10 protein-coding genes and 1 tRNA gene are annotated in these 13,168 nt (G+C 66.7%); 5 read left to right on the forward strand and 6 right to left on the reverse strand.

Annotated elements, in window-relative coordinates:
- Window position 1 precedes the first annotated feature (1 nt).
- The 4 genes from ACR9FL_RS02265 to ACR9FL_RS02280 form a co-directional block, all read right to left on the reverse strand.
- On the reverse strand, window positions 2–1,417 hold the full coding sequence (locus tag ACR9FL_RS02265; protein ID WP_436356946.1) for an amino acid permease: 1,416 nt from the start codon (window positions 1,415–1,417) through the stop codon (window positions 2–4).
- Window positions 1,418–1,528: 111 nt separating this feature from the next.
- Entirely contained in the window at window positions 1,529–2,062 is a 534-nt protein-coding gene (locus tag ACR9FL_RS02270; protein ID WP_296172427.1) for a PadR family transcriptional regulator, read from the reverse strand.
- Between the two features lie 20 nt (window positions 2,063–2,082).
- Window positions 2,083–2,514 carry a nuclear transport factor 2 family protein gene (locus tag ACR9FL_RS02275; RefSeq protein WP_436356948.1) on the reverse strand — a complete coding sequence of 144 codons (432 nt, stop codon included), beginning with the start codon at window positions 2,512–2,514 and terminating at the stop codon, window positions 2,083–2,085.
- 20 nt (window positions 2,515–2,534) lie between these two features.
- Entirely contained in the window at window positions 2,535–4,547 is a 2,013-nt protein-coding gene (locus ACR9FL_RS02280; RefSeq protein ID WP_436356949.1) for an FAD-dependent oxidoreductase, read from the reverse strand.
- 306 nt (window positions 4,548–4,853) lie between these two features.
- Between ACR9FL_RS02280 and ACR9FL_RS02285 the strand changes: the two genes are divergently transcribed.
- Complete coding sequence (locus ACR9FL_RS02285) at window positions 4,854–6,119, forward strand: dicarboxylate/amino acid:cation symporter (protein WP_436356950.1); 1,266 nt, start codon at window positions 4,854–4,856, stop codon at window positions 6,117–6,119.
- Between the two features lie 228 nt (window positions 6,120–6,347).
- Here the strand turns inward: ACR9FL_RS02285 and ACR9FL_RS02290 are convergent, their stop codons facing one another.
- Entirely contained in the window at window positions 6,348–9,170 is a 2,823-nt protein-coding gene (locus ACR9FL_RS02290; RefSeq protein ID WP_436356951.1) for a M14 family metallopeptidase, read from the reverse strand.
- A 306-nt stretch (window positions 9,171–9,476) separates the two neighbouring features.
- Here ACR9FL_RS02290 and ACR9FL_RS02295 point away from each other — a divergent pair.
- Together ACR9FL_RS02295 and ACR9FL_RS02300 are read left to right on the forward strand one after the other, a co-directional pair.
- Window positions 9,477–10,666, forward strand: a protein-coding gene (locus ACR9FL_RS02295) for an IS3 family transposase (protein WP_134581407.1) whose coding sequence is annotated in 2 segments (ribosomal slippage) — window positions 9,477–9,729 and window positions 9,729–10,666 — 1,191 coding nt in all. Because the reading frame shifts where the segments join, the coding sequence is not laid out codon by codon here.
- A 52-nt stretch (window positions 10,667–10,718) separates the two neighbouring features.
- Window positions 10,719–11,519, forward strand: a complete 801-nt coding sequence (locus tag ACR9FL_RS02300; RefSeq protein ID WP_436356952.1) for a tyrosine-type recombinase/integrase — start codon at window positions 10,719–10,721, stop codon at window positions 11,517–11,519.
- Window positions 11,520–11,613: 94 nt separating this feature from the next.
- On the opposite strand, the gene ACR9FL_RS02305 is transcribed toward ACR9FL_RS02300, so the two are convergent.
- A tRNA-Ser gene (locus ACR9FL_RS02305) sits at window positions 11,614–11,703 on the reverse strand.
- Between the two features lie 147 nt (window positions 11,704–11,850).
- Here ACR9FL_RS02305 and msrA point away from each other — a divergent pair.
- Both msrA and ACR9FL_RS02315 read left to right on the forward strand, forming a co-directional pair.
- Window positions 11,851–12,501 (forward strand): peptide-methionine (S)-S-oxide reductase MsrA, encoded by a 651-nt coding sequence (gene msrA, locus ACR9FL_RS02310; RefSeq protein WP_296177630.1) that lies wholly within the window; start codon window positions 11,851–11,853, stop codon window positions 12,499–12,501.
- Complete coding sequence (locus tag ACR9FL_RS02315; protein ID WP_436356954.1) at window positions 12,501–12,842, forward strand: MmcQ/YjbR family DNA-binding protein; 342 nt, start codon at window positions 12,501–12,503, stop codon at window positions 12,840–12,842. Before msrA ends, ACR9FL_RS02315 begins: the two co-directional genes overlap by 1 nt.
- Window positions 12,843–13,168 lie beyond the last annotated feature (326 nt).

The raw sequence follows: 13,168 nt of genomic DNA on the forward strand, positions 1-13,168 counted from the left end.
CCTAGGCGGGCGGCTTGCCCGCCAGGCTGTGGCGACGGCCATAGGCCAGATAGACGGCGATCCCGGCCAGGTTCCAGAACAGGAACCACAGGTGGGTCTTCTGCGGCAGGCTGGCCAACAGATAGAGACAGCCGGCGATGGCGATGGGGCCGATCACCCAGGCCAGGGGCGTGCGGAAGCCGCGCGGCGCCTCGGGCGCGCGGCGGCGCATGATCAGCATGCAGACCGCTACCGCCGTAAAGGCGACCAGCGACCCGGCGTTGGCCAGGGCGACGATCTCGTCCAGCGGCAGGAAGAGGCTGATGGCGCCGACGATGGCGACGGTGAACAGGGTGATGCGGATCGGCCGTCCGCCCTTCGAGACCCTGGACAGGCCGTGGGGCAGCAGGCCGTCGCGCGCCATGACGAAGAAGATGCGGCTCTGGCCATAGAAGAAGGCCATGATCACGGTGGGCAGGGTGATGACGGCGGTCACCGCCAGGAAGCGGGCGGCGCCGGGTTGGTTGATCTCGCGCAGGATCAGGGCCAGGGGCTCGGGGCTGTTGGCGAAGGCGGTGAAGGGCGTGGCGCCCAGGGCCGCCAGGGCGATGATGGTATAGATGGCGGCGCAGGCGAACATGGAGCCGATGATGCCGATAGCCAGGTCGCGCTTGGGATTGCGGGTTTCCTCGGCGGCGGTGGCGATGGCGTCGAAGCCGTAGAAGGCCGAGAAGATGATGGCGGCGGCGGCCATGACGCCGCGCTCCACGCCGTCCGGCCCCATGTTGCGGGCGAAACCATAGGGGCTGAAGGGCTCCAGGTTGGCGGCGTCGAAATGGGGCAGGGCGAACCAGACGAAGATCGCCAGGGCCGACAGCTTCACCGCCACCAGGATCATGGTCAGGCTGGCGCTCTTGCGGGTGCCGGCGATCAGCAGGGCGGCGACGACGGCGATGATGAAGAGGGCGGGCAGGTTGGCGACCCCACCCGCGTGCGGCGCCTGCATCAGGGCCATGGGCACGCCCGCCCAGCCGTTCAGCAGGGGCGCGGCATAGCCCGACCAACTGACCGCTACGGCGCTGACCACCAGACTGTACTCCAGGATCAGGCTCCAGCCGATGATCCAGGCGAAGACCTCGCCCATGACCACATAGGAATAGGTATAGGCGCTGCCCGAGGCCGGGATCATCGAGGCCATCTCGGCATAGGCCAGGGCGGCGCAGGCGCAGACGAAACCGGCGATCAGGAAGGACAGCAGGACGGCGGGCCCGGCCTTGTCGGCGCCGATGCCGATCAGGGTCAGGATGCCGGTGCCGACGATGGCGCCCACGCCCATGGCGATCAGATGCGGCCAGCTCAGGGTGCGCGGCAGGGCCTGCCCGTCATGCGTATTCTGAGTGTCGGCGTCGATGCGCTTGCGTGCGTTCCAGCGGCCCATATGGCGATCCTAGGGGGAGGGGGCGCACCTCTTCGCACGGATCATGGGCGGGACAAAACCGAGGTGACGGCAGGAAAGGCGACAATGGGCGTTTTTGCAGGCGCAAGCCGCCTAGCGTGGGGACCGCAGGATGACGAGGGCTTCTTCGCAGAAGGCGATGCGGTGACGCTCGAACGCCATCCCCGCCTTCAGGACCAGATGCTGAAGCCGCCGTTCGGGCGAGGCGGGCTCTTGAGGAAAGTCCCGCGCCTCGATCTCCAGATAGGCCGCCAGTTTCTGGCGATGGCGTTCGGCGACGACGGCCAGTTCCTCACTGAGGTCCGTCGGGCCGACGACGGCCTCGGCGCGGATGCGCACCATCAGTTCGTCACGGATGGCGGGCGGCTCCTGACGATCATTGACCCAGCGCCGCAGTTCCTCGCGGCCGGGCGGCAGGATGCGAAAGCGGCGCTTGCCCCCGCGCGCGCCCTCGACCGGTTCCGCCTCGACCCAGCCCGCCGCTTCCAGGCGGGCCAGCTCGCGATAGATCTGCTGGTGCGTCGCCTGCCAGAAATAGCCGATCGAGCGGTCGAAGCGGCCGGCCAGCTCGGACCCGGAACCGGGGCGTTCGGCCAGAGACGTCAGAAGGGCGTGGGGCAGGGACATGGCGCCTGAATAGCGGAACCTCAGGAGGCCTTGAAGGCGGGTAGAAGCGCGCCGAGGCGGGCGCCCATTTCGGCGGCCAGGGCCTGAACCCCGTTCATGGGGCGCATCATGACCTCGAAGTCCGTGATCAGGCCGTCTTCGTCAAAGCGGATGAAGTCGATGCCCTTGACGCCCTTGTCGCCGACGCGGGCGCTGAACTCGAGCACCGCGTTCAGGCCGTCGGCGGTCGCCGCCTTGCGGTGATAGGCGAAGTCCTGAAACACCGTGATGACCGTGCCGAGCGCCAGGATCAGGGCGTCGGCGCTGTGATAGGCCTTGAAGGCCACCGGCGAGCGGAAGGTCGCGTCCGCGTGAACAATGGCGCGCAGATCGCTCACGTCGGCCCGCGTCACCATGTCGTGCCACTTGGCGAGCGAAGCGGCGGCGGCGGGTTTCAGGTTCAGCGTCGTCATGGGCGTTTCTCCTGTGAGGGTCAGATGGCGGCGGCCAGGCGCACGCCCTGGTCGATGGCGCGTTTGGCGTCCAGTTCGGCGGCGACGTCGGCCCCGCCGATCAGGTGAACCGAGCAGCCGCGCGCGATCAGATCGTCCTGAAGATCACGCAGGGGTTCCTGCCCGGCGCAGATGACGACGTGATCGACGGGCAGGGTCTTGTCGGTCCCGTCGATGACGACATGCAGGCCGTCGTCGTCGATGCGGCGATAGGCGACGCCGCTGGCGGTGACGACGCCGTGCATCTTGAGTGCAGCACGGTGAATCCAGCCGGTGGTGCGGCCCAGACGCTCGCCGACCTTGCCGGTCGAGCGCTGCATCAGAAAGACCTGACGCTCGGCCGGTTCGACCTGCGGCGCGGTGCGGCCCCCGGCGGTCTTGTAGTCGGGATCGACGCCCCAGGTGCGGAAGAAGCGCTCGGCCGAAGGGGCTTCATGGCGCTCGACCAGATATTCGCTGACGTCGTGGCCGATACCGCCGGCGCCGACGACGGCGACAGACTTTCCGACCGGAACCTCGTCGCGCAGGACGTCGAGATAGGACAGGGTCTTGGGGTGGTCCACGCCGTCGATTTTGGGCGTGCGCGGGCTGACCCCGGTGGCCAGGACGATGTCGTCGAAGCCCTCGTCGGCCAGACCTTGCGCCTCGGCGCGGGTGTTCAGGCGGACGGCGACGCCGGTCAGGTCCAGCTGCTTGCGGAAGTAGCGGATGGTCTCGTTGAACTCTTCCTTGCCGGGGATCTTCCTGGCGATGTTGAACTGACCGCCGACCTCGCCGGAGGCCTCGATCAGGGTGACGTCGTGGCCGCGTTCGGCGGCGGTGACGGCGAAGCTGAGGCCTGCGGGGCCGGCGCCGACGACGGCGATCTTCCTGGGCGTTTCAGCCGGGGCGATGACCAGCTCGGTCTCGTGGCAGGCGCGGGGATTGACGAGGCAGGAGGTGATCTTGCCGGCAAACGTATGGTCCAGGCAGGCCTGGTTGCAGCCGATGCAGGTGTTGATCTCGTCGGCGCGGTTCTCGCGCGCCTTCTGCACAAAGGCGGCGTCGGCCAGCAGGGGGCGGGCCATCGACACCATGTCGCAATAGCCCTCGGCCAGGAGGCTCTCGGCCACCTCGGGGGTGTTGATGCGGTTGGTGGCGACGAGGGGGATGGAGACCTCGCCCTTCAGCCGCTTGGTCACCCAGGCGAAGGCGGCGCGCGGGACGCTGGTGGCGATGGTGGGGATGCGCGCCTCGTGCCAGCCGATGCCGGTGTTGAGGATGGTGGCGCCCGCCGCCTCGATGGCCTTGGCCAGTTGCACCACTTCGTCGGCGGTCGAACCGCCCTCGACCAGATCAAGCATCGACAGGCGGTAGATGATGATGAAGTTGGGGCCGACCTTCTCACGCGTGCGGCGCACGATCTCGAGCGGCAGGCGGATGCGGTTTTCATAGGAGCCGCCCCATTCGTCGTCGCGCTGGTTGGTGCGGGCGGCGATGAATTCGTTGATCAGATAGCCCTCGGACCCCATGACCTCGACGCCGTCATAGCCGGCGGACTGGGCCAGGGCGGCGCAGTTGACGAAGTCCTCGATGGTCTGCTCGACCTCCTCGCCGGTCAGGGCGTGGGGGGCGAAGGGCGTGATCGGGGCCTGGATGGCCGAGGGCGCGACCAGGTCCGGGTGGTAGGCGTAGCGACCGAAATGCAGGATCTGCAGGGCGATCTTGCCGCCCTCGGCGTGGACGGCGGCGGTGATCTGGCGGTGATGCGCCGCCTCTTCCTCGGTGTTCAGCTTGGCGCCCCAGGGCATGGGACGGCCGCGTTCATTCGGGGAAATGCCGCCGGTGACGATCAGCCCGACCTCGCCCCGCGCCCGCTCGGCGTAGAAGGCGGCCATGCGCTCGAAGCCGTTCTCGACCTCCTCCAGCCCGACGTGCATCGACCCCATCAGCACCCGGTTCTTGAGGGTGGTGAAACCCAGGTCGAGGGGCTTCAGCAGTTCGGGGTAGGGCATGGCGACGGCCTGTTATGCAATCCGTTTCATAAACTCTACCGCTCCCGTTTTATTTTGCAATGGGTTGCAATATCTGCGCTTCGCGTGGCCGACAGCCACCCGTCAGGGGCGGCGAACTGCGATGCCGCGCGCGTCATTCTGATCTGGTCTGGCGGGTCGATAGGCTTTAGCTAAAGGCGAGAAGTAGGCGGGGCGGCGGGTGTTTCGGACGTCCGCCGCCCTGCTTTTGCGTGGACGGACAAGGCTCGTGCGGTCGGGGGGACGGTGTTCCGACGGGGTGGGTCGAGTGCAGTTGGAACATTGAAAATGAACCGAATATTCGCCTACCTCATCATCGGCGCCATGATCCTGGGCGTGCTGGTCGGCTGGGGCGTGAACCAGTATCTGAGCGCCGATCAGGCGGCGGCTGCGGCGACGAATCTGTCGCTGATCACCGACGTCTTCCTGCGCCTGATCAAGATGATCATCGCGCCGCTGGTGTTTACGACCCTGGTGGCGGGCATCGCCCACATGGAGGACGCGGCCTCGGTGGGCCGCATCGGCGTCAAGACCATGACCTGGTTCATCGGCGCCTCGGTGGTGTCGCTGCTGCTGGGCCTGGTCATGGTGCAACTGCTGCAGCCGGGCGCGGGCATGCACCTGCCGCAGGCGGCGCTGGCGACGGCCCCGGCCGCTTCGACCGACGCCTTCTCGCTGCATGGCTTCGTGACCCATCTGGTGCCGACCTCGATCTTCGACGCCATGGCCAGGAACGAGATCCTGCAGATCGTGGTCTTCTCCCTGTTCGTCGGCACGGCGGTCGCGGCCCTGGACGACAAGGCCCCGGCGGTGCTGAACCTGGTCGAACAGGCCGCCAGCATCATGCTGAAGGTGACCGAGTTCGTGATGAAGCTGGCCCCCCTGGCCATCTTCGCGGCCCTGGCCTCGACCATCGCCACCCAAGGCCTGGAGATGCTGGCCGTCTACGCCAAGTTCGTTCTGGGCTTCTACGGCTCCATGGCCCTGCTGTGGGGCCTGCTGTTCGTGGCCGCCGCCATCGTCCTGGGGCGTCGCGTCCTGCCGCTGTTCAAGGTGATCCGGACCCCGGCCCTGCTGGCCTTCTCGACCGCCAGCTCGGAAGCCGCCTATCCGCGCATCCTCGACGCCCTGCCGACCGTGGGCGTGCGTCGCCGCATCGTCAGCTTCGTCCTGCCGTTGGGCTATTCGTTCAACCTCGACGGCTCGATGCTCTACTGCACCTTCGCCACCATGTTCATCATGCAGGCGCACGGCGTGCATCTCAGCGTCTCGCAGCAGGTCTTCATGCTGCTGCTGCTGATGGTGACGTCCAAGGGCATAGCCGGCATCCCGCGCGCCTCCCTGGTGGTCATCATGGCGACCCTGACCTACTTCGGTCTGCCCGAAGCCTGGATCGCCATCGTGCTCGGCGTCGATCACCTGCTCGACATGGGCCGCTCGGCCACCAACGTCGTCGGCAACTCCGTCGCCGCCGCCGTCGTCGCCAAGTGGGAAGGCGAGCTGGACGACATCCCGGAAGGTGGGACGGACGCGCCCAAGCCCGCCGCCGCCTGAGGCGTCCGGCGCTGAAAATGAAACGGCCGCCCCAGAAATGGGGCGGCCGTTTTGCTGTGGGGTTATTCACAATCCCGCTCATCCCCGCGGAGGCGGGGACCCAGTGAGAGCGCCGCTCTGAGCGCTATCCACCGATCGAAGCGCCTGAAAGCCAAAGCACTGGGTCCCCGCCTCCGCGGGGATGAGCGAATATTGAAATCGCCTGCGAGAAGCCCGCCGCCTTGGCCCCTACTCCTCCGCGCTGATCGCCGGCCCGTAGAAAAGGGCGTTGAACAGCAGGCGGACCGAGGACCGGGCCTGGGCGCGGTTGACCACGTCTGGGCCCAGCACGATCAGGCGACCGTCGCCGTGCGGCAGGTCCAGCACCGCGTCCGAACCCGACAACTTCTGTGCGCCGATGGCCCAGCCGCTGGAGACGCTGACCTGTTCGGGGTAGCGAGCGACGGGCGCGCCGTCGCCCGCGTGGCGGAAGCCGGCGTTGCGGTTGAAGAAGACGTTCATCTGGGCCGGGGCGCCGAAGGCCAGGGGCTGACGGTTGTCCACTTCGGTCTTCAGGATGGCGCCGGGGATGAAGAAGTCCGTCGAGGCCAGCGCCTTGCCGTCGTCGGTCCGCAGCACGTCCTCGACCTGGGCGCCCATGGCCGTGGCTAGGCGATGCGACGAGCCGATGGTCACGACGCTGCCGCCGCCACGCACGAAGGCGTCGATCTGCGGCACGGTCGTCTCGGTCGTGATGTGGCCCAGCCAGCCGCGGTACTCGGCCGGGATGGCTTCCGGCTCTGGCTGGTCGCGCTGCGCCGCCGCCGACAGGTCCGCCGGGATCATGTCCGAGGCGAAGACCAGGACGTCGAAGTCCTTGGCCAGATCGCCCGCGTCCAGACGCTGCGGATAGACCACCTCGAACGGATACTCGAACTGCTCCAGCATCCAGCGGGTCCAGCCCGAGGCCATGGAGCCGCCGTAGCGGTCGACCAGGCCGACGCGCACCGGCTTGAGCGCGATCCTGTCGCCGCCGGGCGCGTGGGCGACGGCGTGGGCGTTCAGGCCCAGATCGCGCACGGCGGCCTCGACGATCGGACGGGCCGCGTCGCCGGCCGGAATCCACAAGGCCCCGGGGGCCAGGGTGGCGCGGTCCGCGCGCGTCTCGCCTTCCTGCCAGAAGACCGGCACGCCCGCCTTCAACAGGCGGTTGGACAGGATATAACCGTTGACCGGGGCGTGATCGATCAGCCAGCCGGCGCGGCCGGAGCCGTCGATCTTGCCCGGCGGCGGAGCCATGACGTCGGCGACGCGCTCGGTCGGGGCTTCAAAGCCGTCGAGGATACGGTCGAACTTCACGCCCATCTGCAGCGCCAGGGTATAGCCGGTCGCGTCATAGGGCAGGGCGGGCGGGCCGCCCGGATACTGCAGGTCGTGCGGGTGGTCCTGCGGCTCGAACATGTCCAGCACGTGCGGGCGATAGGCCTGGGCCGTCTTCACCACATAGGAACCGGCCGGATAGGTCGTGCCGCCGACGGTGAAGGCGCGCGTGGCGCGGTCCACGTCCACGCCCGTCTTGATCAGGCTGTTGAGGAAGGCCACCGCGTTGGGCAGGTCGGCCTGATCCGCCGGGATGACATAGCCGCGCGGGTCGCGACGGGCCGGATCGCGCAGGACCTTGTCATAGAGGGTCGGATCGACCCCGCGACGGGCGTTGGCGTTCTCGCCCGCCGCTTCGACCAGAGCCTCGACGCCGGTCGGCGTGATGCGCCAGGTGTCGGTATTGCCCTTGTCGATGGCGTTCTGGCCCATCCGCCAGATGTTGAACAGCAGCCGGTCCTTGTTGCGCGAGGCGTAGTTCAGCACGGCGCGGTTGATCGACTGCGAGTAGTCGATCGACTGGGCGAAATGCCAGGTCTGGGGCGCGACCGGCATGGGCAGGTCGTTGCGGGCCAGCTGGTTCTGCGGGATCAGGCTGATCTGGCTCGGCGTCGGGTGGCCGGTGATCTCGGTCAGCAGGCCCACGGCGTTGTGGAAGTAGGTGATGGAGCGCTCCATCCCGTTGTTCCAGGTCGAGTAGTTGGCGCCGCTGCGCATGGTCGACCCGGGCTTGCCCTCTTCGATCAGGCGGCTGTGCATGGCCGCGCCGACTTCCGACAGCGTCCCCATGACCAGCGGGTCGTAGTTGTAGTTAAACGGGTCGCGGAAGGGCGGCATGAAGACCACGGTTCCGGCGGGCGCCGTCTGGTGGTGGTTGTAGATGATCTGCGGGAACCACTCGCGGAAGAACTGGCGGTTGACGTTGGTCGTCTCGGCCATGGCCGACAGGTAGTAGTCGCGGTTGTTATCGTGGCCGACGTACTTTTGGTACAGGACCGGGATCGAGGCGAACTCGCGCTTCAGCGGGTCCTCGTTGCGCATGTACCAGTTGGAGACCAACTCCATCCCGTCCGGGTTCAGCGGTGCGAACAGGATGATGGCATCGTTCAGGACGCGCAGGGCCTCGGGGTCTTCCGCCGTCAGCCATTCGTGCACGGCGGCGATCAGGGCTTGGGGAGGAACGGTCTCGGTCGCGTGCAGACCGCCGTCGATCCAGACCACGGCCTTGCCATCGGCGGACATGGCGCGGGCCTGTTCCTCGGTCACGCCCTCGGCCTTGGCCAGACGACGCGCGATCTCCTGATAGCGGTCCAGATGGGCCAGGTTCTCAGGGCTGGAGACGATGGCGATGTATTGGGTGCGGCCCTCGGAGGACTGGCCGATCTCGACCAGTTTCATCCGGTCCGATTGGCCGGCCAGGGTCTTCAGATAGGCTTCCCACTGGGTGTAGTTGACCAGGTGATAGTCGGCCCCGACCGCATGGCCGAAGGCTTCCTGCGGCGAGGTGATGCGCGCGGCCGTGGCCGTCGCCGCGACTGCCGCCGGCTGTTCCGCCAGCGCCGCCTCATAGGCCAGGGCGCTGGTGCTGCTCAGAGCCAGGGCGACGAAGCCGACACTCCAGGCCAGGCTCCGCAGAGGGCGGCGGCGCAGGGCGGGGGGGTGAGGCGCGGCGGGCGAAGTCGGTCTGATCATGGCGTTCCTGTCAAAAGCGGCGTCTCAACGCGTGATACATGCCCGGCGGCAACGTTGATTCCCCACGATGCCTCGCTCCGCAGCGAAGTCCATGGGCAAGGCGCAAATGCAGGGGAACCCGCCTCGGCTTAAGCCGAGAACGTCGGGTGATTTCAGGGAATTGGCCGGGGCCTTGGCGGGGTGGTGCTGTCAGTCTAACGCTAACTTGTCTCCACTTCAGGGCCGCCTAACGGTCTGATCGGTGACGTGACCCCCTGAAACTCCTCCAGGAATAGCTAGAGTCCGCCCTAACGAAGGACGGACAGAATGAAGCGATCAAGGTTCACGGAAGAGCAGATCATCGGGATCCTGCGGGAGCAGGAAGCCGGAGTGACGACGGCGGAGGTGTGTAGGCGTCACGGGGTCAGCTCGGCGACCTTTTACAAATGGAAGGCCAAGTTCGGCGGGCTCGACGTGTCGGAGGCTCGGCGGCTGAAGACGCTTGAAGACGAGAACGCCCGGCTCAAGCGAATGTTGGCGGACGCGATGCTGGACAACGTGGCCCTGAAGGACCTGCTGGGAAAAAAGTGGTGACGCCCGCCGGCTGGCGCGAGGCGGCTGGTCATCTGCAAGCCGCCTACGAGATGAGCGAAAGGCGGGCGTGCCGTGTTCTGGGCGTCGATCGGACGAGCGTGCGCTATCAGGCGACGCGCCCGGACGACGGCGCCCTGCGCGACCGGCTGAGGGCCCTCGCCCAGGAGCGTCGCCGGTTCGGCTACCGCCGCCTGCACGTCCTGCTGCGGCGCGAGGGCCATGCGGTCAACAAGAAGCGGGTTCAGCGGATCTATCGTGAGGAACGGCTGACGGTGCGCCGGCGCGGCGGGCGGAAGCGAGCAATGGGCACGCGGAGACCGCTGGACCTGCCGCTGGTGGCCAACCAGCGCTGGTCGCTGGACTTCGTCTCTGACCAGATGACGGACGGGCGGCGCTTCCGCATCCTGACGGTGATCGACAACTGCACCCGCGAGTGCCTGGCGTTGGTGGCCGACACCTCGCTGTCGGGCGCTCGGGTGGTGCGAGAGTTGGACGCCGTCATCCGGCAGCGGGGCCGACCCGACACCATCGTCAGCGACAACGGCACGGAATACACCTCGAACGCCGTCCTGGCGTGGGCCGACGACACCGGCGTCGGCTGGCATTACATCGCGCCGGGCAAGCCCCAGCAGAACGGCTTCAATGAGAGCTTCAACGGGCGCCTGCGTGACGAGCTGCTGAACGAGACGCTGTTTCGATCCCTGCCGCACGCGCGCGCGGTGCTCGAGGCCTGGCGGCGTGACTACAACGAACGGCGACCGCACTCGAAGCTCGGCTGGCTGACGCCGCAGGCCTACGCGCAAGCCCTTGCTGGAAACGCCGGGCGGCCTGCTGCGCTGGTTGACGGCTGCGCAGGCCGCCCTATTGCCAACCCAACCAATCTCTACCCAGATCAACCTCGGACTCTTGTTATGGCTGGATGAGAAACGGGGGTCACGTCACCGGGTCAAGCCAGGATCCATCCACGCGTTAGGCGTGGCCTACTATGGGTCGGGTGACTTTCTTGGACTCAAGCCGAACACCCAGCGCACCTACAAAGGCATCTTTGATCGCTACCGGGACAAGTACGGCGATAAGCCCGTAGCCATGCTCGAAGCGCGGCACATTCGCGGGCAAATGGATAAGATGGCGGCCACCCCGGCTGCGGCGAACAACATGCTCAAGGTGCTGCGTGCGGTCATGCGCTTCGCTGTGGACCGCGGATTTGCTCGTGCCGATCCGACTGTCGGCGTGCGGATGCTTCGATACAGGAGCGAGGGCTTCCACGCCTGGACTGAGCATGAGATCGAAGCGTTTGAGCTCAAATGGCCCGTCGGAACGAATGAGCGGCTAGGGTTCGACCTCCTTCTCTACACCGCCCAGCGGTCGGGCGATGTTCGGCAGATGACCGTTCATCAAATCCTGGATGGTCGGGTTCTCGTTCGTCAGGAAAAGACCGGGCAACTGGTCGACATCCCGCAGCATCCGAACCTCCAGGCGTCTCTAGCAGCGCGGAAGATCGAGCACCTAGCGCTGCTCACGACACGCCAAGGCAAACCTTTCACTGAGAAGGGTTTTGGAAATTGGGTGAGCAAGGCAGCCGAGCGTGCAGGATTGCCTCATTGCTCTGCTCATGGGCTGCGGAAAGCGGCGGCTCGGAGATTGGCGGAGGCCGGCTGTACGGCACACGAGATCATGTCGATCACGGGCCACCAAAGTTTGAAGGAGGTGGAGCGCTACACGCGCGAAGTCGCCCGGCGCGGGTTGGCCGATACAGCGATGAACCGCATCGCTTGATGCACGAAACCAGAACACTTCCGTCTAACTCTCAGCTTAAGGTTAGACGACTCTTAGGATAAGACAATGAATTATAACGATAAATTTCGGCGGGTGGCGGACAGAGAGGGATTCGAACCCTCGGTAGGCTTTCACCTACACACGCTTTCCAAGCGTGCGCGATCGACCACTCCGCCACCTGTCCGTTTCCACGACGTCGCCGTGTGCCCGCCGGACGGTCGATCCAGCGGAGCGAGGCTGATAGAACAGCCTGCCCCCCTCGGCAAGCGCTGTCTGAGGCCCCATATGGGGGGAAGTCGATTTTGCCGCTGATTTCCGCGAGATTTTTCCGATGCTGTTCCAAAAGACCGCCGAACTGCCGACCCCTGAGACGGCTCTGCCGGGGCGCGAGACGCCGCTGGCGACGGATGCGACTCATTTCGTCTTGGGCCATGCGCTGAAGGGGCCGCACCCGGAGGGGTTCGAGACGGCGATCTTCGCCATGGGCTGCTTCTGGGGCGTGGAGCGGGTGTTCTGGTCGCTGCCGGGGGTCTGGGTGACGTCGGCGGGCTATGCGGGCGGGATCACGCCCAATCCGACCTATGAGGAGGTCTGCTCGGGGCGGACGGGCCACACCGAAGTGGTGCAGGTGGTGTTCAACCCGCAGGTCGTCTCCTACAGCGATCTTCTGAAGACCTTCTGGGAGAACCACGACCCGACCCAGGGCATGCGCCAGGGCAATGACCAGGGCACGCAGTACCGGTCGGCTGTCTATACGTTGAACGCGGCGCAGCAGGCGGAGGCTGAAGCCTCGCGCGACGCCTATCAGGCGGCGTTGAGCGCGGCGGGGCGTGGGACGATCACGACCGAGATCGAACCGGCGGGGCCCTACTACTTCGCCGAGGACTATCACCAGGGCTATCTGGCCAAGAACCCGGCCGGATACTGCGGTATCGGCGGGACCGGCGTGGTCTGCCCGATCGGCGTCGGGATCGACGCCTGATGGACCGTGAGGGGGTAGGCAGGGTCTGTCTGGCGCTGCCGGGGGCGACGTTGGACCATCCGTTCGGCGACGACCACGACGCCTACAAGGTCGGCGGCAAGATGTTTGTCATGGTGGGCGCGACCGGCGGGGTGTCGTTCAAGGTCTCGGACATCGCCTATGAGGTGCTGACCGAGAGCGGTCATGCGCGGCCGGCGCCCTATATGGCGCGCGCCAAGTGGGTGAACCTGCCCCAGATCGACGACTGGGCGGACGAGGAGTTGGCGGACCATATCCGGTCGGCCCATGCCATCATCGTCGGCAAGCTGACGAAGAAGGCGCGGGCGGAATTGGGGCTGTAGGCGTCGGCCGCCTTCCTGCCTGTCGCGGAGCGATGGGGAGGCCTGGGCGCAAGGAGGGGTAGGGCGGCGTCGCCCCCTCCCCCACTTCGTGGTCCCCCTCCCCACAGAGCGGGGAGGAAAGAGGGGCGCGCAGCCTAACCGGGTTTGAACCAAGGTGAGCGAATGGCGTCCGGAGAACGATAATTCGTTGATATTCAATCGCTTGATGGGGGCATGCGACGGCTGGCGGCGGATCGCATTCGCGCGCACGCCATCATCGTCGGCAAGCCAGCTGCCTGGGTTGTAGAGCGTCGTCGCTGACGACCTGCTTGGCGTCATGGAGGCGG

It is taken from the genome of Brevundimonas sp. CEF1, from assembly GCF_051353055.1.
Taxonomy (GTDB): Bacteria; Pseudomonadota; Alphaproteobacteria; order Caulobacterales; family Caulobacteraceae; genus Brevundimonas.

Bases quoted from the DNA above. Each gene is read 5' to 3' on its own strand.
- ACR9FL_RS02285 (WP_436356950.1), top strand. From the start codon at position 4,854: ATGAACCGAATATTCGCCTACCTCATCATCGGCGCCATGATCCTGGGC.
- ACR9FL_RS02270 (WP_296172427.1), bottom strand. From the start codon at position 2,062: ATGTCCCTGCCCCACGCCCTTCTGACGTCTCTGGCCGAACGCCCCGGT.
- ACR9FL_RS02265 (WP_436356946.1), bottom strand. From the start codon at position 1,417: ATGGGCCGCTGGAACGCACGCAAGCGCATCGACGCCGACACTCAGAAT.
- ACR9FL_RS02315 (WP_436356954.1), top strand. From the start codon at position 12,501: ATGGACCGTGAGGGGGTAGGCAGGGTCTGTCTGGCGCTGCCGGGGGCG.
- msrA (WP_296177630.1), top strand. From the start codon at position 11,851: ATGCTGTTCCAAAAGACCGCCGAACTGCCGACCCCTGAGACGGCTCTG.
- ACR9FL_RS02275 (WP_436356948.1), bottom strand. From the start codon at position 2,514: ATGACGACGCTGAACCTGAAACCCGCCGCCGCCGCTTCGCTCGCCAAG.
- ACR9FL_RS02280 (WP_436356949.1), bottom strand. From the start codon at position 4,547: ATGCCCTACCCCGAACTGCTGAAGCCCCTCGACCTGGGTTTCACCACC.
- ACR9FL_RS02290 (WP_436356951.1), bottom strand. From the start codon at position 9,170: ATGATCAGACCGACTTCGCCCGCCGCGCCTCACCCCCCCGCCCTGCGC.